We start from the raw sequence: 20550 nt of genomic DNA on the forward strand, positions 1-20550 counted from the left end.
ACCCCCGCCCGAAGTGACCCCGGCCCTCGCGCGCCCCCTCGACCTCCCGACCGCCGCGCGAGCCTGCCGATCAGCGCAAGCCCCGCCGACCGTTGGAGATGTGGCACGCTGGGCGGCATGTCCGACGTACTCCCCCTCACGGTCGAAGAGCTGGTCGCCGCCGAGCGGCGCGGTGCGCGTCTGAAATATCTGTACTTCTGGGGTCACCGGCCCACCCGCGACGGCGACGTCGGCAAGGGCTGCCTGAGTCAGTGGTGGCCGGTGACGTTCACCGAGGACGGTCACACGTTCGCCTCGGCCGAGCACTACATGATGGCCCACAAGGCGTGGCTGTTCGGCGACGAGGAGAGCGCGGCCCGGATCCTGCGGGCGGGGCACCCGAGGGACGCCAAGCTGCTGGGCCGGGCCGTGCGCGATTTCGACCACGCGGTGTGGGAGCGGCAGCGTTTCGACATCGTCGTACGCGGCAGCGTGGCCAAGTTCGGCGGCCACCCCGGCCTGGCCGCCTTCCTGCTCGGCACCGGTGAGCGGGTCCTCGTCGAGGCGAGCCCCACCGACCGCGTGTGGGGCATCGGCCTGACCGCCGACGACGACCGCGCCGGCGCGCCCGAGCGGTGGCAGGGCCTGAACCTGCTCGGCTTTGCCCTGATGGCCGCCCGAGCGAGCATGGCCGCCCGCGCGAACCTTCAGGCGGACGGGAACCTGAGGTAACCCGCGGGCACCCGCTCCACCAGCCAGACCCCGTTGTCGCTGCGCAGGAACGCGTGCCCGTCGGCGTGCATCACCCCCGCCGCCACCACCAGCACCACGGGAGCGCCTCGCCGCGCTCCCACCCGTCCGGCGGTCTCCCGGTCGGGCGACAGGTGCACGTGGTGGCGGTTCATCGGCCGCAGGCCCTCCCGCCTGATCGCCGCCAGGAACCGGCCGACCGTGCCGTGGTAGAGCACCTCGGGTGGTTCGCGCGCGGGCAGTCCGAGTTCCACCGGCACCGAGTGCCCCTGGCTGGCCCGGATCCGGCCGGCTTCGATCGCGTACCGGCGCTTGTCGTTGGCCGCGACCACCTCCCGCAGTTCCTCGGGCGTGATCGGGAAGCCGTGTGCGGCGGCGGCCCGCAGCAGGTCGTCCACCTCGACCCAGCCGGCCGGGTCGAGGGTGAGGCCGATGCGTTGCGGATCGTGCCGCAGATGCCTGGCGAGGTACTTGGAAATGCGTACCATGCGACGTTCGTCCATTAAGTGCAATGGTGCCGTGTCGTGACTGCCCGACGCCAACCGATTACGAAAGAGTCTCAACGTTCCCGCCGTGACGTGGCGGCATGAGAGTGTCTCCCGGTGACCGCGCAAATACCGGACACCGTCGTCGTCGACGGCCTGCCCCACGCGGTGGCCGCGATCGACGGTGACCCGCTGTTCGAGCCGGCCGCGTACGACATCGTGCCCGGACCGTTCCACACCGGCTGCTACCACGGCTACGTGTGCGCGTACGCGGTGGAGGACGACCGGCTGCTGCTGCGGGAGCTGACGCTGGGCCCGCACGCGACGGCGGCGGGCCGCCCCGTCGCCGCCGACACGACGATCTTCGGGGTGCCGCTCGCCGAGGACCTGGCCGACGGCTCCTTCACGGCCGCGCCGCTGCGGGTGGAGCTGCCGTTCTGCGGCAGGCTGCTGGCCGGCCGGGGCTTCATCCGCGAGCTGGGCGTGAACATGGGTTTCGCGCCCGGCTGGAAGTACGAGCAGGTCGTCGAGCTGGTCCTGGACCGGGGCCGGGTGTCGGAGCGGCGGGACCGGTCGGCGGAGGTGGCCGCGATCCGCCTCGCCATCCTCGGCGGCCGGCTGCCCGACCCCGACGGGGACCGGCGCGGCAAGGGCTGGGGCGCCCGCACGCTCGGCCTCGGCTACGAGCGCACCTTCCCGCCCGCGGAACATTAGCCGGCATTCAGGGCACGCCTTGGCGTGTCCTTGACGCCCGGCTGAGCCGTCCCGGGTACGGGCCGGGCTATGGACAGCCTGGTCAGAACGCCCGTGACGCACCCGCCGACGCCGCGCGAGATCGACGTCGAGACCCTGCGGCGGCGGCTGGAGGAAGCCGTGGACGGCGAGGTGCGCTTCGACGCGGGCAGTCGCGCCGCCTACGCCACCGACGCCTCCAACTACCGGCAGGTCCCGATCGGCGTGGTGGTGCCGCGCGACCTCGACGCCGGGGTGGCCGCCGTGGCCGTCTGCCGGGCCTGCGACGTGCCGGTCCTGTCGCGCGGCGGCGGTACCAGCCTGGCCGGGCAGTGCTGCAACGCGGCCGTGGTGATCGACTGGTCCAAGCACTGCGGCCGGGTCGAGTCCGTGGACGTGGCCCACCGGCGGGTCGTCGTGCAGGCCGGGGCCGTGCTCGACGCGGTGAACCACGTGCTCGCCTGGGACGGGCTCATGGTCGGGCCGAAGCCGTCCAGCCATCCGGCCTGCACCATCGGCGGCATGATCGGCAACGACTCGTGCGGGGCGTCGGCGCAGGCGTACGGGAAGATGGCCGAGTCCGTGCTGCGGCTGGAGATCCTCACCTACGACGGCGTGCGCGCCTGGGTCGGGCCGACCGACGCCGAGGAGTACGCCCGCATCCAGGCCGAGGGCGGCCGGACGGCCGAGATCTACCGGCAGCTCCGCGAGCTGCGCGACGACACCATGGAGCTGGTCCGCACCCGCTTCCCCCGCCTCGAACGGCGCGTGTCCGGCTACAACCTGGACCAGCTCCTGCCCGAGAACGGCTTCAACGTGGCCCGTGCCCTCGTCGGCAGCGAGGGCACGCTCGTGACCGTGCTGCGCGCCGAGCTGGCCGTGGTGCCCGTCCCGGCATCCAGGGCGCTGGCCGTGCTCGGGTTCCAGGACATCTTCGCCGCCGCCGACGCCGTCCCCTCCGTGGCCGCGCACCGGCCGATCGCGCTGGAGGCCATGGACGAGCGGATGTACCGGCTGGCCCGCGCCGAGCACCCGGACGACCCGGCGCTGCGCGACCTGCCCCCGGGAGCCGGCTGGCTGCTGGTGCAGTTCGGCGCGGACACCGACGAGGAGGCGCGCCGGCGGGCCGAGGACATGATGCGCGACCTGCGCCGCAGCGACGGCCGGCCCGCGCCGACGCACGCGTTCCTCGGCGATCCGGAGCGGGAGGACGAGCTGTGGCGGCTGCGCGAGTCGGGGCTGGGCGTGGAGGCGTACCCGCCGTCGGGGCGGCAGACGTACGAGGGCTGGTCGGACGCGGCCGTCCCGCCCGAGCGGCTGGGCGCCTACCTGCGCGACTACGACCGGCTGCGGCGCCGGCACGGCTACCGCGACTCCGCCCTGTACGGCCACTTCGGCCAGGGCTGCGTGCACGGCCGGCTCCCGCTCGACCTGCACACCGACGACGGCATCGCCGCCTACCGGCGCTTCGCCGAGGAGGCCGCCGACCTGGTCGCCTCCTACGGCGGGTCGCTGTCGGGCGAGCACGGCGACGGGCAGGCGCTGGCCGAGCTGCTGCCGCGCATGTTCGGCGCGGCGGTGGTGGAGGCGTTCGGCCGCCTCAAGGCCGTCTTCGACCCCCGTGACCGGATGAACCCGGGCAAGATCGTGCACCCGTACCGGCTGGACCAGAACCTGCGCCAGCGGCACTACTACCCCGTCGAGCCCCGGCACACGTTCTTCGGCTACCCGGCCGACCACGGGCGGTTCGGGCACGCGGCCGGTCGCTGCGTCGGGACGGGCAAGTGCCGCAAGCACACCTTCGAGGGCGGCGTCATGTGCCCCAGCTACCGGGTCACCCGCGAGGAGGAGCACTCGACGCGCGGGCGGGCCAGGCTGCTGGAGGAGATGCTGCGCGGCGAGGTGATCACGGACGGCTGGCGCTCCAAGGCCGTGCGCGACGCGCTGGACCTGTGCCTGTCGTGCAAGGGCTGCCGGGCCGAGTGCCCGGTGAACGTGGACATGGCGACGTACAAGGCCGAGTTCCTCGCCCACCACTACCGGCGGCGGCTGCGGCCGCTCGCGCACTACTCCATGGGCTGGCTGCCGCTGTGGGCGGCGCTCGCGGCGGCGGCCCCGGGGGCGGTCAACGCCGTCACCCACGCGCCGATGCTGTCGCGGCTGGTCAAGGCCCTCGGCGGCGTCTCGGGGCGGCGGGAGCTGCCGTGGCTGGCGGAGGAGCGGTTCGCCGACTGGTTCAAGCGGCGCGGTGCCGGGGAGCGCGGTGCGGCGGGCACGCGGGGGCGGGTGGTGCTGTGGGCGGACACGTTCTCCAACAACTTCGACCCGCACGTGGGACGGGCCGCGGTGCGGGTGCTGGAGGCGGCCGGGTTCGAGGTGCACGTGCCGCCGGTGCCGGTGTGCTGCGGGCTGACCTGGATCAGCACGGGCCAGCTCGGGATCGCCCGCCGGGTGCTGGCCCGCAGCGTGCGGGCGCTGCTGCCGTGGGTCGAGGCGGGGGTGCCGGTGGTCGGGCTGGAGCCGAGCTGCACCGCCGTGTTCCGCTCCGACGGGCCCGAACTGCTCGACACGCCGCAGACGCGGCTGGTGTCGGAACGCACGCTGACGCTGGCCGAGCTGCTGGAACGGCACGCGCCCGGCTGGCGGCCGTCCGGCGCTCCGCAGGAGACACCCGGCCAGGACGTGCTCGCCCAGGTGCACTGCCACCAGAGCGCCATCATGGGGTACGACGCCGACCAGGCCGTGCTGGAGCGGTTCGGGTTCCGTACGCGGGTGCTCGACTCCGGGTGTTGCGGGCAGGCGGGCAACTTCGGGTTCGAGCGGGAGCACTACGACGTGTCGGTGGCGTGCGCGGAGGAGGGGCTGTGGCCCGCGCTGCGGTCGGCGCGGGACGAGGAGGCGGTGTTGGCCGACGGCTTCTCCTGCCGCACCCAGATCGCCGCGTCGGGCACCGGCCGCCAGGGCCGCCACCTGGCCGAACTCCTCGCCGCCGCGCTCCGGCCCACCCCTGACGGCCGCGACGGCTAGTGGCCGTCGAGGGACAGGGACAGGCGCCGGGCGAGGCCGGTGTTGCGGCGGTGCCCCAGCCGGTGCACCGCCAGCTCCAGCGCCTCCCGCTGCCCCACCAGCACCACCCACGCCTTGGCCCGGGTCACCAGCGTGTACAGCAGCTTGCGGCGTAGCATGATCCCGCCGGACTCGGCCACGATCGGCGCCACCACGAACGGGTACTCGCTGCCCTGCGAGCGGTGCACGCTGATCGCGTAGGCGTGGGTGAGGTCGTCGAGCTCGTCGAAGCCGTAGCGCACGCTCTCGCCGTCGTCGGTGCGGATCTCGACGGCGCGCTCCTCGCGCACCACGGCCGTCACCGTGCCCGTCTCGCCGTTGAAGACGCCCTTGTCGTAGTTGTTGCGGATGGGCATCACGCGGTCGCCCACCCGGAACACCGTGGCCCCCGACCAGTGCTCGGCCTTGTCGTCGGCGGCCGGGTTGAGCTGGTCCTGGATGAGCCGCCCGAGGGCGGTGGCGCCCGTCTCGCCCTTGCGCATCGGGCACAGCACCTGCACCTGGCCGGGGTCGACGTCCTGCTTGCGGGGGATCGCGACCATCGCCAGGTGGGCCACCCGCCGTGCCACCTGCTCGGGGTCGTCGAGCTCCTCGAACCAGAACCCGCCCCCGCCCGGCATGGCGGGCAGCCGGCCGCCGCGGATGCGGTGGGCGGCCTCGACGATGCCGCTGCCGCCCGCCTGGCGGAAGACGTGGGTGAGCTGCACGCGCGGGATCGTGGTGACGCGCAGCAGGTCGGCCAGGACGTCGCCGGGGCCGATGCTGGGCAACTGGTCGCTGTCGCCGATGAGGAGCAGGTGGCTGCCGGGCCGCACGGCCGCCGCGAGCCGGGTGGCCAGGTGCAGGTCGAGCATGGACGCCTCGTCGACCACGATCAGGTCGGCCTGCGAGGGCCGCTCGTCGAAGAGGGTCTCGGGGTCGGGGTCGGGCTGCTGGGCCAGCATGCGGTGCACGGTCATCGCGGGCAGGCCGGTCAGCTCCGACAGCCGCTTGGCGGCCTTGCCGGTGGGGGCCGTGAGTGTCACCGAGCCTCCGGCGGCCCGCACGGTGGTGGCCACGGCCTTGACCGTGTGGCTCTTGCCGCAGCCGGGGCCGCCGGTGATGATCGAGACGGTGCTGGTCAGCGCCATGGTGACGGCGGCGCGCTGGTCGTCGTGCAGGCCGGGGTCCTCCTGGTAGGCGCGCAACGGGAGGGTCGAGCGGGCCGTCATGAGCGCGGTGAGCCGGGCGGTGAGCGCCACCTCGCGGCTGTGCACGTGTTTCGCGAACGCCACCGGCCGCTCGCCCTCGCGGTGCGCCCCCGCCGGCTCGGGCGCGGTCTCGACGACCAGACGCCGGTCGGCGGCCAGCGCGTCGACCAGCGGCCGGACCAGTTCCTGGGGCTGCTCGATCAGCTCGGCCGCCTCCCTGACCAGGGCGGACACCGGCAGGAAGCAGTGGCCGTCGCGGCTGCCGGCCGCTTCCAGCCGGTCGAGCAGCGCCGCCTTGACCCGCTGCGGGCTGCGCTCGGGCACCCCGGCCTGCAGCGCGATCCGGTCGGCGATGCGGAACGCGACGCCCCGCACCCGCCCGATCAGCCGGTACGGGTCGGTGCTCAGCACCTCGTCGGCGTCCGGCCCGAACACCTGGTAGATCTTGGACGCCAGCAGCGGGCTGACCCCGAGCCCCTGCAACGTCACCATGAGCGCGGCGATCGCCTTCTGCTCCTGCCACGCCAGGACGATCTGCCCCTGCCGCTGCGGCCCGATGTTGACGACCTCGGTGAGCCGTTCGGGCTCGCCGTTGATGATCTTGAGCGTGGCCTCGCCGAAGTGGTCGACGATCGCGTACGCCAGCCGCGGCCCGATGCCCCTGATCAGCCCGGACCCGAGATAGACGCGGATGGCCCGCACCGACGACGGTGGCACCCGCTCGCACCCCGTGACCGCGAAGCGCCGGCCGTGGCGCGGATGCCGGCTCCAGTCGCCGAACAGCCGCACCGTCTCGCCGGGCTGGACGCCCGCCAGCGCCCGGCCGGTGGCCACGAAGTCGGGCACGCCGTCGGCGCTCATGCGGGCGACGGTGTATTCGTCCTCCCGGACGTAGACGAGCTGCTCGACGGACGCTTCCACAAGGGAGATCAAACCATCGGCGACCGACAAACGGCTCATCCGGCCGCGGGGAACGGCTCCGGCTCGTCCTCTTCCAGGGCCTGCGCGCACTCCCGGGCGAGCTGGAGCTCCTCGCGCACCTGGACCGCCAGCACGGGCACGGCGGCGCCGTCCGCGCTGACCGGCCCGTCGTCGTGGCGGCCGGTCAGAACCGGCAGTTGGACGCCGAGCAGGCCGAGACGGCGGCAGACGGCCTCGCGCACCTCGGGCTGGTCCCAGCCGATCTCCCCGGTGAACACCAGCGCGTCGATCCGCCGCAGCGACGTGGCCGCGGCGGCGATCTCCCCGGCGACGCGGCGGGCGAAGACGCGCAACGCCAGCCCGGCCGCGTTGTCGCCGTCGCGGTCGGCGGCCACCAGGTCCCGGGTGTCGCCGGAGCGGCCCCTCGACAGCCCCAGCAGCCCCGAGCGCCGCTCCAGCCCCTCGCTCAGCTCCGCGACCGACAGCCGCCCGGGGGCGAGCAGCCACACCAGCAGGCCCGGGTCCACGCTGCCCGAGCGCCGGCTCATGGGCAGGCCGTCCAGCGGGGTGAAGCCCATCGAGGTGTGCAGGCTGCGCCCGCCCGACACCGCCGTCACCGAGCAGCCGCCGCCCAGGTGTGCCAGCACCAGGTCCAGCTCGCCGAGTGGGCGGCCGAGCAGTTCCGAGGCCCGGTCCGCGGCCCACGCGCAGGACAGGCCGTGGAAGCCGTAGCGGCGCAGGCCGTAGCGGTCGCGCCACTCGGGCGGCAGGGGGTAGACGGCGGCCTCGTCCGGCAGGCTCGCGTGGAAGGCGGTGTCGGGGCAGAGCACGTGCGGCACCGCCGGGAGTTGCCCGCGGGCCGCGTCCAGCAGGGCCAGCGCGGGCGGCAGGTGCAGCGGCGCCAGCTCGACGAGACCGCGCAGCGCGGCGGCCGTCTCGTCGTCGGCGATCGCGGGCGCGCGCACCACGTCGCCGCCGTGCACCAGCCGGTGCGCCACCGCCCTGATGTCGCGGTCGAAGTGGCCCCCGAGGAACGCCGACAGCTCCCGCCCGGCCGAGCCCGGGTCGACGGCGCGCTCGGTGTGCGCGCTGTCCAGCACGCTGCCGCCCTGCACGAGATCGAGGCGCAGGCTCGACGACCCCGCGTTGACGGTCAGGATCGCCGCCGGCTCCGCCACCTGCTCGTCCATGCCCGCCTGGCTACCCGCCGGGAATCCGGCAAAACGGACGGGCGCCTTTACCGGGCTCAGAGGTTGCCCGGCCAAGAGCTCGGGTAGTCGTGCGAAATGAACATCACCCTGCAGGTGAACGGCGTGCCGCGCACGGTGGACGTGGACCCGCGGATCTCGCTGCTCGACCTGCTCCGCGAACGCCTCGGGCTCATCGGCGCCAAGAAGGGCTGCGATCACGGCCAGTGCGGCGCCTGCACGGTGCTGATCGACGGCCGGCGGGCTAACGCCTGCCTGGCGCTGGCCGTGGCGGTGGACGGCTCGGAGGTCACCACCGTCGAAGGGCTGGCCGCGGACGGCGAACTGCACCCGCTGCAGAGCGCGTTCATGGAGCACGACGCCTTCCAGTGCGGCTACTGCACCCCGGGCCAGCTCTGCTCGGCGGCCGGGATGCTGGGCGAGCCGGGCCCGAGCGCCGTCACCGGCGACATCCTCGTCGACCCCGACCTGACGCCCGAGGAGATCAGCGAGCGCATGAGCGGCAACCTGTGCCGGTGCGGCGCGTACGTCAACATCGTCAGCGCGATCGGCGAGGTGGCCCGGTGAAGCCCTTCGAGTACGCCCGCGCCGGCAGCACCGCCGAGGCCGTGCGGGACTTCGGCCCCGGCACCATGTACCTGGGCGGCGGCACCAACCTGGTGGACCTCATGCGGCTCGGCGTGGCGGAGCCGGAGCGGCTGGTGGACGTCAGCCGCCTGCCGCTCGACGGCATCGAGCCCGTGGGCGACCGCGTCCGCGTCGGCGCCACCGTGCGCAACACCGACCTGGCGGCCGACCCGCTGATCCGCACCCGCTACCCGATGCTGGCCCGCGCGGTGCTGGCCGGCGCGTCCGGCCAGGTGCGCAACGTCGCGACCGTGGCCGGCAACCTGCTGCAGCGCACCCGCTGCGCCTACTTCCAGGACGTCACCAGGCCGTGCAACAAGCGCCGGCCCGGCTCCGGCTGCCCGGCCGTCGCCGGCGACCACGCCAACCTGGCCGTGCTCGGCACGTCCGGCGCGTGCGTGGCCACCCACCCGTCCGACATGGCGGTGGCGCTGGCCGCGCTGGACGCCCAGGTGCACGTGACCGGGCCCGGCGGCGACCGCATCATCCCCATGCCGGGGCTGCACCGCCTGCCCGGCGAGGAGCCCGAGCGCGACACCGTGCTGTCGCCCGGCGACCTGATCACCTCCGTCGAGCTGCCGCCCCCGCCGCCTGGGGCCTCCCTCTACCGCAAGGTGCGCGAGCGGGCCTCGTTCGCCTTCGCCCTGGTCTCCATCGCCGCCGTGCTCGACGTCGGCGCCGACGGCGACGTGGCCGACTGCCGCATCGCGCTCGGCGGCGTGGCCCACGTGCCCTGGCGGGCCGAACGCGCCGAGCGGGCCCTGATCGGCGGCCCGGCCACCGGCGAGGCGTTCCTCCAGGCCGCCGAGGCCGAGCTCGAACAGGCCCGCCCGCTGCCGCGCAACGCCTTCAAGGTGCCGCTGGCCCGCAACCTGATCGTCGCCGCCCTCGAGGAGCTCGCACCGTGAACCGCACCGAGGGCCGCGTCAAGGTGACCGGGCTGGCCACGTACGCGGCCGAGTACCCGGTCGAGAACGTCGCCTACGCCTACGCCGTGCAGGCGCAGATCGCCAAGGGCCGCGTCAAGCGCGTGGACGGCACGGCCGCGCTGGAGCAGCCCGGCGTGCTGGCCGTGCTGTCGTGCGAGGCCGCCCCCCGCCTGTCCGGAGACGCCGACCCCGAGCTGGCCCTGTTCCAGAGCCGCGAGGTGGCCTACCGCGGCCAGATCGTCGCCGCGGTCGTCGCCGACACCTACGAGATCGCCCGCGCCGCCGCGGCGGCCGTCCGCGTCGACTACGACGCCGACGACCACGACGTGCGGCTGAGCGCCGACCATCCCGGCCTCTACCAGCCCGAGACGGTCAACCCGGACCTCCCGTCCGAGACCCAGAAGGGCGACGTGGAGGAGGGGCTGGCGCGGGCGGAGCGCTCCGTGGACGTCACCTACCGGACGCCCGTCCTGCACAACAACCCGATGGAGCCGCACGCGGCGCTGGCCTCCTGGGACACCGAGGGCCGGCTGCTGGTCTACGACACCTCCCAGGGCGTCACCGCGAGCCGCGCCACCATCGCCCAGACCCTGGGCCTGCCGCCCGAGCAGGTGCGCGTGGTGGCCAGGCACGTCGGCGGCGGGTTCGGCTCCAAGGGCACGACCCGGCCGCAGGCGATCCTGGCCGCGCTGGCCTCCAGGATGGTCGGCCGCCCGGTCAAGATCGTGCTGACCCGGCAGCAGATGTTCGACGTCACCGGCTACCGCACCCCGACGATCCAGCGGGTACGCCTCGGCGTGGACGCCGAGGGCCGGCTCACGGCGCTGGAGCACATGGCGTACGAGCAGAGCTCCACCCTGGTCGAGTTCGCCGAGCAGACCTCGACCCCGAGCCGCGTCATGTACGCCGCCCCGGCCCTGCGCACCGGGCACCGGCTGGTCCGGCTGGACGTGGCCACCCCGTCGTGGATGCGCGCGCCGGGTGAGTGCCCCGGCATGTACGCGCTGGAGTCCGCCATGGACGAGCTGGCCTACGCGGCCGGCCTGGACCCGGTCGAGCTGCGCGTGCGCAACGACCCCGAGACCGAGCCGGACAGCGGCCTGCCGTTCAGCTCCCGCAACCTGGTGGGCTGCCTGCGGGAGGGCGCGCACCGCTTCGGCTGGGAGCACCGCGACCCGACGCCGGGGATCAGGCGCGAGGGGGAGTGGCTGATCGGCACCGGCGTGGCCGCCTCCACGTACCCGACCAGGAGATGGCCGAGCCAGGCCGTGGTCACCACGCGGGACGGCGACTTCCTCGTCCAGCTCGCCGCCGCCGACATCGGCACGGGCGCGCGCACGGTGCTGGCCAGGATCGCGGCCGGCGTCCTCGGCGTCGCCCCGGAGCGGGTGCACGTCGAGCTGGGCGACAGCGACCTGCCGCAGGCGCCGCTGGCCGGCGGCTCCATGGGCACCGCCTCGTGGGGCACGGCCGTCGTGCGCGCCTGCGAGGAGCTCATGCGCGACGGCAAGGAGGGCCGCGCCGACACCACCGAGGAGATCAAGGCCGACGCCAAGCTGGCCAGGCACGCCTTCGGCGCCCAGTTCGCGCAGGTGCGGGTCAGCTCGGTGACCGGGGAGATCCGCGTGTCGCGGCTGCTGGGCGTCTTCGCCGCCGGGCGCATCGTGGACGCCACGCTGGCCAGGTCGCAGTTCCTCGGCGGCATGACGATGGGCCTGGGCATGGCGCTGATGGAGGAGACGGTCACCGACGAGGAGTTCGGCGGCTTCCTGCACCGGGACCTGGCGCAGTACCACGTCCCGGCCTGCGCCGACGCCCAGCACGTGGAGGCCGTCTGGCTGGACGAGCGCGACGACCGGCTCAACCCGATGGGCAGCAAGGGCATCGGCGAGATCGGCATCGTCGGCACCGCCGCCGCCATCGGCAACGCCGTCCACCACGCCACCGGCCACCGGATCAGGGAACTGCCGATCACGCCGGCGAAGATCCTCGCGCTCAGGCCGTAGCCGCGCCCGGATCACTCGCCGTCGGGGGCGGGCAGCTCGGTGTCGTCGTCGGAGGAGCGGCGCGAGTAGGCCGCCCGCGCCACCATGTACGCCGCCACCGACACCGTGATCACCTGGGAGACGCCCACCAGCAGCAGCGGCCCCGCGTACGCCCAGGTGGGCCGGTGCAGCCACATGGCCAGCAGCACCAGCAGCACGCCGAGCACCTGCGGTTTCGTGCCGGCGTGCATGCGGTCCAGCGTGCTGCGGAAGCGCACCAGCCCGACCCCGGCCGACAGCGCCAGCGCCGAGCCCAGCAGCAGGCAGCCGCCGGCCGCCACGTCCATGGCGGTCATCGCGACCTCCCCGAGAAGAACCGGGCCAGCGACACCGACCCGACGAACCCCAGCAGCGACAGCACCAGCAGGATCGGCAGGTCCGAGTAGTCGTCCCTGGCCACGGCGAACGCGCCGACGCCGCACATCGACAACGACGTGAACACGTCCAGGGCGACCGCCCGGTCCAGCATCGACGGCCCGCGTCCCACCCGGTAGAGCGCGGACGCGGCCCCGCACCACAGCAGCGCGACCGTCACCAGGTACACCGTCGTCATCCCAGCTCCTCCCGGTCCCGGCGGGTGCCGAACGCCCGCACGATCCGCCGCTCCAGCCCGGCCACGTCCGCCCGCACGGTCGCGGCCACGTCCCCGGTCAGCCCCAGCACGTGCACCACCAGCTCCTTGCGGTACGCCTCCACGACCAGCGACCCCGGCACCGTGGCCAGCGCGATCATCAGCAGCACGGTCATGGACTCCGACGACGTGCGCAGCGGCACCCGGACGATCTCCGTCGGCGGCTTCCCGGGACGCAGCACCCAGAACACCACCCGGGCCGTCGAGGTCACCATGTCCCACACGAAGCACAGCAGGAACCACACCAGCGCCACCGGACGGACCCGGACCCCCGGATCCAGGACGGGCAGCGGCAGCAGCCACGTCACCACCAGCCCCGTCGCCAGCCCGCCGAGCACGTTGGCCACCGTCAGGTCGCCCCACAACGTCACCCACACCAGCGTCAGCCAGGCCACCAGCGTCAGCGGCACCCGCCGGCCCAGCAGCCGCGGCGCCAGCAGCCGCCGCACGTCCGCGCGCTCGTCCGTCACGGCTGCCTCCCCAGAACGGCCGAGACGTACGGCTCGCGGGCCAGCAGCTCGGTGGCCGCCCGCTGCGCCAGCCCCACCAGCGGCCCCGCCAGCACCGTGAACGACAGCCCCAGCGCCACCAGCGCCGCCACCGAGACCGGCAGCATCACCGGCAGGGCGGTGGTGGTGACGGTCGCGTCGTCGCCGGTGTGCTCGTCGCTCTCCACGACCCGGCCCAGCCGGTCGGGCCGCGGCCCCCGCCAGAACGCCTTGCCCCATGTCTTGGCCACCGCGTACAACGTCAGCAGGCTGGTCACCAGCCCCACGGCCACCAGCGTCACCGGCAGCCACCCCCCGTGCGCCAGCCCCGCCTGCACCAGCATCAGCTTGCCGAGGAAGCCCGACATCGGCGGGATGCCCGACAGGTTCATGGCCGGGACGAAGAACAGCACCGCCAGCAGCGGCGACGCCTCCATCAGCCCGCCCAGCCGGGTCACCGACGTGGTGCCGGTGCGCCGCTCCACCAGCCCCGTCACCAGGAACAGGCTGGTCTGCACGGTGATGTGGTGCACCACGTAGAAGATCGCCCCCGCCAGCCCCGCCACCGTGGACAGCGCCACACCGAACACCATGTACCCGATGTGGCTGACCAGCGTGAAGGAGAGCATCCGTTTCATGTCCGTCTGGGCGACCGCGCCCAGCACCCCGGTCAGCATCGTGGCCAGCGCCACCCACATCAGCAGCGTCGAGACCGGCCCGCCGGGGAACAGCAGCGCCTCCAGCCGGATGATCGAGTACACGCCCACCTTGGTGAGCAGGCCGGCGAACACGGCGGTGGCCGGGGCGGGCGCGGTGGGGTAGGAGTCGGGCAGCCACGCCGACATGGGGAAGATCGCCGCCTTGATCGCGAAGGCCAGCAGCAGCGTCAGCTCCACCAGGATCTTGACCTGCTCGGGCAGCGTGGCGAAGCGCTCGGCGAGCTGCGCCAGCGACAGCGTCCCGGTGGCGCCGTAGGTGATGGCCAGCGCGATCAGGAACAACATCGACGAGGCCAGCGCCATCAGCGTGTACGTGGCCCCCGCCCGGATCCTGGACTCCGTGCCGCCGAACGTCAGCAGCACGTACGAGCCGCTGAGCAGCAGCTCGAACGCCACGAACAGGTTGAACAGGTCTCCCGACAGGAACGCGTCCGCCACCCCGGCCACCATCACCAGGAACGCCGGATGGAAGACCGCCATCGGCGCGTCGTGCTCCTGCTCGTCGTACGCGCTGACGACCGAGTACACCATGACGCAGAACGTCACCGCCGACGACACCACCAGCACCAGCGTCGAGAGCCGGTCGGCCACCAGGCAGATGCCGATCGGCGACGGCCAGCCGCCCAGCTCGGTCACCAGCGGGCCGCGCGTGTCGGCCGCCACCATCAGCACCACCGACACGGCCAGCGAGATGCCGAGCGTGACCAGGCTGATCAGCGACTGCAGCCGGCGCAGCCGCCCGCCGATGGCCAGCTTCACCCCGGCGGCCAGCAGCGGCAGCAGCACGGGCACGCAGATGAGGCTCTCCAGCGTGATCGGGCCGTCCGCGGGGACCTCCACCGGGGCCTCCAGCAGCACCGCGCCGGTCACGAGGCGCTCCAGCAGCACCGGGCCGTTCACGAGTCGTCGCCCTCCAGCTCCGGGTCCTGCGCGAGGGCCTGCCGCTCGCGCTCGTCCCTGATGGCCGCGCGAAGCTGCCGGCGCGCGTCCCGCTGGCGGGCCTTCAGCTTCTTGCGCAGCTCCCGCTCCCTGCCCGCCTGCTCGGCCCGGCCCCGCTCGTGCTCCTCGCGGAGCTGCTCGATGCGTTCCAGGTTCGACATCGCGCCGGGGTCGTCGCGCAGCCCCGCCTCCTCCAGCCGCTGCTGCAGCTCGTCCTCCGTCATGCCCTCGTAGCGCAGCTCGCGCATCCACTGGCCGAGCTCGTCGTGCACGCGGGCGATGCGCCGCTCCAGGTCGGCCTCCTCCAGCCGTTCCCGCTCGGCCTGCTCGGCCTCCAGCTTGGCCAGCTCGGCCCGCTGCTCGATGACCAGCCGCCGGTAGGCGTGCTGCCGGGCCCGTACGGCGTCGCTCAGCTCGCCGCGCCGCGAGCGCAGCCGGATCCGGCGGTCCTCGGTGTCGTCCTGGACCTCGTCGCTGCCGGTGAGCTGCCACGACCGGTGCACCATGGCCAGCAGGAACGCCGTCACCCCCAGGGTGATCACGATGGCGGTCAGCACCATGGCCTGCGGCAGCGGGTCGGCGATCCCGGTGCCGTCCACGAACGGCGGGCCGCCCGCGTCGCCGCCGGAGGTGACGATCAGCAGGTTCACCCCGTTGCCGAGCACGATGACGCCGGCCAGCACGCGGACCAGGCTGCGTTCGAGCAGCAGCGTCACCCCGCAGGTGATCAGCACGCAGCAGGCGGCGAACGGCATCAGGGCGACGCTGTTCACTCGACCCCCTCTCCCGCGTCGATCTGCCGGTCCAGCTCGGCCCCGAGGGCGCGCAGCACGTCCTGGACCATGCCGATCACGGACACGTACACGCCCAGGTCGAACAGCAGCCCCGTGGACAGGTGCACGTGGCCGAGCAGCGGCACGCTGACGTCGGTGGCCAGCATCTCCAGCGCCGCCCGGCCGAACAGCAGCCCGATCAGCGCCGTGCCCGCCGACAGCGTCAGCCCCATCCCCATCAGCACGCCCGCGTGCACCGGCACGGCCGCGGCCAGCTCGTTCCGGCCGCCCGCCAGGTAGCGCACCGTGATCGCCAGCCCGGCCACGATGCCGCCCGCGAACCCGCCGCCGACCCCGCTGTGCCCGATGAACAGCAGGAACACCGACAACGTCAGCACCGTGTGGAACGTCAGCCGCGCCGCCACCTCGAACGCCAGCGCCCGCTGCCCGCGCGGCAGCGTGGCCGCCAGCCAGTGCGTGCGCTCCTCCGGCCGGTGCCCGCTCTCGGCCCGCTCGATCGCGAACGACCTGCGGCGCAGGAACACCAGGCTGGTCACGCCCAGCGTCAGCACGATGATCACCGCGCTCTCGCCCAGCGTGTCCCAGGCCCGGATGTCGAGGATGATGGCGCTGACGATGTTGCGGGCGCCGGCCTCCCGCGCCGCCTCGGCCATGAACGCGCCCACCGGCTCGGTGCCGCGCGCCGCCATCGCCAGCATGCCGCCGCCCGTGGCCACCACCCCCACCGCCAGCCCGAGCGCCAGCCGGACCGGGAAGGCCAGCCGCCCCCGTACCGGCCGGATCGGCAGCCGCCGCAGCACGAGCGCGAAGATCACCAGGCTCAGCGTCTCGGCCAGGAACTGGGTCAGCGCCAGGTCCGGCGAGCCGTGCACGAGGAACAGCAGCGCCGTGCAGTACCCGATCAGCCCGACGACCACGGCGAGCAGCACGTACGCGGGGGAGAACAGCGCGAGCACGGCCGCGGCCGTCAGCAGCGAGACGATGACGGGCTGCTCGGGCCGCTGCCAGGCGATCACCGGCACGTCCAGGTGGGGCGCGCCCCCGTAGGCGACGGAGAACATCCCCACCCCCACCGCGGCCAGGAGCGTCAGCGTCAGGTAGTCGGGCACCGAGCCGCGCTGGATGAGACCGGTGAGCTGGATGGCGAAGCGGTCCAGCCGCCGCACGGCCGCCCAGAACACCAGGCTCGAGTCGACCAGGTGCAGCGCCGCCCCGAGCTGCGCCACGGGCTCCCTGGCCAGGAACAGCAGCAACCCGGCCGTCAGCGCCGCCGCCGACAGCAGCAGCGGGGGCGACCAGCCGCTCCAGGCCGCCAGGTGGGAGTGGTGGCCCGGATCGCGGAACGTGCCGGTGTAGCCGGACATGGCGCCCTCGTACCAGGAGGCGAAGGGCGCCAGCACCAGCCCCAGCGCCGACAGCAGCGCCGCGGGCGCGAACATGGCCGCGGGCACCTGGCGCACCGGCCGCGCCTCGATCTGCGCCTCGGGGGCGGGCACCGGCGCGTGGCTGCTGGACACGCGCGCCTTGGAGGCGAAACCGCCCCAGAGGAAGCGCAGCGTGTAGGCGGCCGTCAGGGCCGAGCCCGCCACCACCGCGGCCAGCACGAGCGGCGTGTCCAGCAGCGCCTCCAGCGCCGCCTCCTTGCCGGCGAAGCCCGCCAGCGGCGGCAGCCCCGCCATCGACGCCCCCGCCACCACCGCCACCGCGCACACCCACGGCATCACGCGCCACAGGCCGCTCAGCCCGCGCAGGTCCCGGGTGCCCACCGCGTGATCGATGATGCCCACCACCAGGAACAGCGCCGCCTTGAACAGCGCGTGCGCCAGCAGCATGCCCACCCCCGCCAGCGCCGCCCCCTCGGTGCCCATGCCGAACAGCACCACGAGCAGGCCGAGCTGGCTGACCGTGCCGTAGGCCAGCAGCCGCTTCAGATCCGTCTCCCGCAGCGCCCGCCACCCGCCCAGCAACATCGTCGCCGCGCCCAGCGGCACCGCCAGCGCCCGCCACGTCATCAGGTCGCCGAACGCCGGGCCCAGCCGGGCCAGCAGGTAGACGCCGGCCTTCACCATGGCCGCCGCGTGCAGGTAGGCCGAGACGGGCGTGGGCGCGGCCATCGCGGCGGGCAGCCACGTGCTGAACGGGAAGACGGCCGACTTCGACAGCGCCCCCGCCATCACCAGCGCCACCGCCACCGGAGCGGCGGCGGGCGGGTGGGCCAGGATCCCCGAGATCTGGTACGTGCCGGCGGCCTGTCCCAGCACCACGAACCCGGCCAGCATGGCCAGCCCGCCGAGCGTGGTGACCACCAGCGCCTTCATCGCGGCCTGCCGGCTCATCCGGTTGCGCGGGTCGTAGCCGATGAGCAGGTAGGAGAAGACCGTGGTCAGCTCCCAGAAGACGTACAGCAGCAGCAGGTCGTCGGTGGCGACCAGGCCCAGCATCGAGCCGGCGAAGGCCACCATGGCGCCGCCGTAGCGGCCGAGCCCGCCGTCGCCGGCGGGGAAGTACCGGGCGCTGTAACACAGGACGAGCGCGCCGACGCCGGTGACCAGCGCCATCATCAGCACCGCGAGGGGATCGGCGCGGAACGACAGCTCCATGCCCAGCGTGTACGGGGTGCTCTCGCGCACGGGCAGCCCCCGCACCGCCAGCCACACGGTGTAGCAGAACCCCGCCGCGGGAGGGACGGCCATCAGGAAGAAGGAGGCCCGGCCCATGCGGGCCGCCAGCCAGGGAGCGCAGACCGCCGCGACCGCGTGCAGGACCAGCAGCGACTCCATGGGCTCCTCAGGCGGTCTTCCACCGGCGTCATCCCGGTGTCGGCCGGTGGGAATTTCCGGCTACGTCCGCCCAATCTCTCCCGTCGCCGCCGCGGTCATCACGCAGGCGCGGCCAGGGTTGACCCGAACGTCACCAGTCCCACACCTCGGTGTGGGACTGGTGCAGGGTCGTCGTGTCAGGACCGCGGGTGCGGCGCGTCGCGGCACTGACCGGCCTGCGGGGCCCGCGCCGTGATCAGGTACTGGTCCACCTTGCGGTCCAGGCAGTCCGAGCCGCGGCGGTAGCCCGTGTGGCCGTCGGCGTCGTTCGTCAGCAGCACGCCGTGCGCGAGCTGCCCGGCCAGCGACTCGGCCTGCTTGTACGGCGTCGCCGGGTCCCGCGTCGTGCCCACCACCACGATCGGCGGCGAGCCCTCGGCGCGCACCTTCCTCGGGTACCGGCTGCCCTTGACCGGCCAGTACGGGCACCCGTTCTCCGGATGGTCCACGCAACTGATGGCCATGAGGGCCTCGAAGCCGTTGTCGTAGCGACCGTCGGTGCGCCGCCCGTTGCTCTCGTCGGCCAACTGCAGCAGCTTCGTGCCGTCGCCGCGGAAGGCGTCCGTCAGCGCCTGGCGCAGCCGCGGCCAGGTGGCGGTCGAGTACATGGAGTAGTCGACGGCGGCCCGTACGACGGCCTCGCTGACCGGCCTGTCGTCGTGCCCGTTGCGCAGCGGCGACCGGTCGGCCCCCTCGTAGAGCCGCTCGAGCCGCTTGGCGGCGGCCTTGACCGTGTGCGTGCCGAACGGGCAGTCGCCGGCCGTGAAGCAGTCCTTCAGGAACGACTCCGTCGCCACCCGGAAGCCCGCGTCCTGGTCGGCGGCGAAGTCGGAGGCGTCCTGGGCGGGGTCCTCGGCGCCGTCCAGCACCATCGCGCGCACCCGCTTCGGGAACTGGTCGGCGTAGATGGAGCCCAGGTAGGTGCCGTAGGAGAAACCCAGGTACGTCAGCCGCTGGTCGCCGAGCGCGGCCCGCATGACGTCCATGTCGCGGGCCGCGTCCACGGTGCCGACATGAGCCAGCAGCCGCTTGCCCGAGTTCTTCGCGCAGGATTTCGCGAACCGCTTGTCCCAGTCCTCGGCCTTCCGTACTTCGGCCTTCGTGTCGGGGGTCGGGTCGAGCGCGAAGTAGGCGTCGAGATCGGCGGTGTCGAGACAACGCACCGGCGACGACTCGCCGACCCCGCGCGGGTCGAAGCTGACGACGTCGAAACGCGCCCTGACGGCGGGGGAGACGATGTCCTTGCTCGCCTTCATGGCGGCCACGCCGGACCCGCCGGGGCCGCCGAAATTCAGCACGATCGAGCCGATCTTCGGCCCCGTGGCGGGCAGCCGGACCATGCTGATCCCGATCTGCTCGTCGGCGGGCTTCCCGTAGTCGAGCGGCACCGTCAGTTTCGCGCAGTCGTACCCGTCGCCACATTCCGACCAGGCCGGACGCTGGTCGTAGAAGGAGTCGAGACGGCCCGGCGCGGCGGCGGACGCCGTCCCGGCCAGGGCGGGGACGGCCATCAGGGCGGCGAGGACGGGAGAAAGGACTTTGCTCAGTCGGCGCATGGGAGAACAATGGTTGGCGACAGTTTCGGCATTCTTTATAGGCGCTGTGCCGCAACCATGGCAAACCGCAAAAGATCCATCGCACGAAATGTCTCCGCGACAGACGGGCGCAGCCCCGGGTACGCCGTCCCGGAGCCGCCTGGGTAAATCTATTCGGCGGAAATGCGCGCGGGTAAAGAATGTCAGCCCGAGACGCGCCTGCGCACCTCGTCGGCCAGCCGGTCGAGCGAGCGCTCCAGCAGCGCGCGCACCTCGCCGGCCCGGCTGCCCGGCTCGGTCTCGTCGAGCAGGCTCAGGTGCACCGTCACCTCGCTGAGGCCGCCGGCTGAGTCGGACACCTGCAGCCACCCCGCGTAACCGGGATGGTCGCGCCCGCCCCACTCCACCCGGAGCTGCTCCTCCGAGGCGCGGAACAGCCCCTCGTGCCGGCCCGCGCCGGGCACCAGCGAGCCGTCGGCCTCGATCGTGCCGGGCCCGCTGCCGTGCACCGACAACCCGCGCGGCAGCCACCGGTCCATGATCTCGACGTCGGACGCGACCCCGAAGACCACCATGCTCTCCGCCGGCATCCCGCGGGTCGCCTCGAACTCCGCCATACCGTCCCCCAGTGCCCCCCGAGTTCCAATTCCAGCGCCGTACCCCTGTGATCTGGTCGCAAACAGCGGTCGTCAC

Annotated in this window: 17 protein-coding genes; 6 read left to right on the forward strand and 11 right to left on the reverse strand. The window is 73.6% G+C overall.

What is annotated here, in order from left to right; genetic code table 11:
* Positions 1 to 117: 117 nt before the first annotated feature.
* Positions 118 to 711, forward strand: coding sequence for an NADAR family protein (locus FAF44_RS10335; RefSeq protein WP_237102847.1), 594 nt, complete (start codon positions 118 to 120; stop codon positions 709 to 711).
* Here the strand turns inward: FAF44_RS10335 and FAF44_RS10340 are convergent.
* Positions 687 to 1232 (reverse strand): RNA 2'-phosphotransferase, encoded by a 546-nt coding sequence (locus tag FAF44_RS10340; protein ID WP_237102848.1) that lies wholly within the window; start codon positions 1230 to 1232, stop codon positions 687 to 689. The two genes, FAF44_RS10335 and FAF44_RS10340, sit on opposite strands and share 25 nt — an antisense overlap.
* A 99-nt stretch (positions 1233 to 1331) precedes the next feature.
* On the opposite strand from FAF44_RS10340, the gene FAF44_RS10345 reads away from it, so the two are divergent.
* Positions 1332 to 1928, forward strand: coding sequence for a hypothetical protein (locus FAF44_RS10345; protein ID WP_237102849.1), 597 nt, complete (start codon positions 1332 to 1334; stop codon positions 1926 to 1928).
* Between the two features lie 69 nt (positions 1929 to 1997).
* Positions 1998 to 4973, forward strand: a complete 2976-nt coding sequence (locus FAF44_RS10350; RefSeq protein ID WP_237102850.1) for an FAD-binding and (Fe-S)-binding domain-containing protein — start codon at positions 1998 to 2000, stop codon at positions 4971 to 4973.
* Here the strand turns inward: FAF44_RS10350 and FAF44_RS10355 are convergent.
* Positions 4970 to 7123 (reverse strand): ATP-dependent RecD-like DNA helicase, encoded by a 2154-nt coding sequence (locus FAF44_RS10355; RefSeq protein WP_237102851.1) that lies wholly within the window; start codon positions 7121 to 7123, stop codon positions 4970 to 4972. The two genes, FAF44_RS10350 and FAF44_RS10355, sit on opposite strands and share 4 nt — an antisense overlap.
* Before the next feature lie 35 nt (positions 7124 to 7158).
* Complete coding sequence (locus FAF44_RS10360) at positions 7159 to 8313, reverse strand: acetate/propionate family kinase (RefSeq protein ID WP_237102852.1); 1155 nt, start codon at positions 8311 to 8313, stop codon at positions 7159 to 7161.
* Positions 8314 to 8409: 96 nt separating this feature from the next.
* On the opposite strand from FAF44_RS10360, the gene FAF44_RS10365 reads away from it, so the two are divergent.
* From FAF44_RS10365 to FAF44_RS10375, 3 genes are read left to right on the forward strand one after another with little or no spacing between them, the layout of a single operon-like run.
* Positions 8410 to 8898, forward strand: coding sequence for a (2Fe-2S)-binding protein (locus FAF44_RS10365; RefSeq protein ID WP_237102853.1), 489 nt, complete (start codon positions 8410 to 8412; stop codon positions 8896 to 8898).
* Positions 8895 to 9866 carry a xanthine dehydrogenase family protein subunit M gene (locus FAF44_RS10370; RefSeq protein WP_237102854.1) on the forward strand — a complete coding sequence of 324 codons (972 nt, stop codon included), beginning with the start codon at positions 8895 to 8897 and terminating at the stop codon, positions 9864 to 9866. The genes FAF44_RS10365 and FAF44_RS10370 overlap by 4 nt, the downstream gene beginning before the upstream one ends.
* Positions 9863 to 11893 (forward strand): xanthine dehydrogenase family protein molybdopterin-binding subunit, encoded by a 2031-nt coding sequence (locus FAF44_RS10375; protein ID WP_237102855.1) that lies wholly within the window; start codon positions 9863 to 9865, stop codon positions 11891 to 11893. Before FAF44_RS10370 ends, FAF44_RS10375 begins: the two co-directional genes overlap by 4 nt.
* An 11-nt stretch (positions 11894 to 11904) precedes the next feature.
* On the opposite strand, the gene mnhG is transcribed toward FAF44_RS10375, so the two are convergent.
* From mnhG to FAF44_RS10415, 8 genes are all read right to left on the reverse strand, one after another.
* A complete protein-coding gene (mnhG, locus tag FAF44_RS10380) occupies positions 11905 to 12228 on the reverse strand; it encodes a monovalent cation/H(+) antiporter subunit G (protein ID WP_237102856.1) in 324 nt (107 codons plus the stop codon).
* The gene (locus FAF44_RS10385; protein WP_237102857.1) at positions 12225 to 12485 is read right to left on the reverse strand and encodes a monovalent cation/H+ antiporter complex subunit F; all 261 of its coding nucleotides are present in this window, start codon (positions 12483 to 12485) and stop codon (positions 12225 to 12227) included. The genes mnhG and FAF44_RS10385 overlap by 4 nt, the downstream gene beginning before the upstream one ends.
* Positions 12482 to 13033, reverse strand: a complete 552-nt coding sequence (locus FAF44_RS10390) for a Na+/H+ antiporter subunit E (RefSeq protein ID WP_237102858.1) — start codon at positions 13031 to 13033, stop codon at positions 12482 to 12484. The genes FAF44_RS10385 and FAF44_RS10390 overlap by 4 nt, the downstream gene beginning before the upstream one ends.
* Positions 13030 to 14580 (reverse strand): Na+/H+ antiporter subunit D, encoded by a 1551-nt coding sequence (locus FAF44_RS10395; RefSeq protein ID WP_237102899.1) that lies wholly within the window; start codon positions 14578 to 14580, stop codon positions 13030 to 13032. The genes FAF44_RS10390 and FAF44_RS10395 overlap by 4 nt, the downstream gene beginning before the upstream one ends.
* A gap of 86 nt (positions 14581 to 14666) precedes the next feature.
* Positions 14667 to 15464, reverse strand: coding sequence for a Na(+)/H(+) antiporter subunit C (locus FAF44_RS10400; RefSeq protein ID WP_237102900.1), 798 nt, complete (start codon positions 15462 to 15464; stop codon positions 14667 to 14669).
* 14 nt (positions 15465 to 15478) lie between these two features.
* Complete coding sequence (locus FAF44_RS10405; RefSeq protein WP_237102859.1) at positions 15479 to 18283, reverse strand: Na+/H+ antiporter subunit A; 2805 nt, start codon at positions 18281 to 18283, stop codon at positions 15479 to 15481.
* A 176-nt stretch (positions 18284 to 18459) separates the two neighbouring features.
* Positions 18460 to 19878 carry an alpha/beta hydrolase gene (locus FAF44_RS10410; RefSeq protein ID WP_237102860.1) on the reverse strand — a complete coding sequence of 473 codons (1419 nt, stop codon included), beginning with the start codon at positions 19876 to 19878 and terminating at the stop codon, positions 18460 to 18462.
* Between the two features lie 182 nt (positions 19879 to 20060).
* On the reverse strand, positions 20061 to 20474 hold the full coding sequence (locus FAF44_RS10415) for an SRPBCC family protein (protein ID WP_237102861.1): 414 nt from the start codon (positions 20472 to 20474) through the stop codon (positions 20061 to 20063).
* Between the last annotated feature and the right edge of the window lie 76 nt (positions 20475 to 20550).

The organism is Nonomuraea sp. MG754425, assembly GCF_021699195.1.
Lineage (GTDB): Bacteria > Actinomycetota > Actinomycetes > Streptosporangiales > Streptosporangiaceae > Nonomuraea.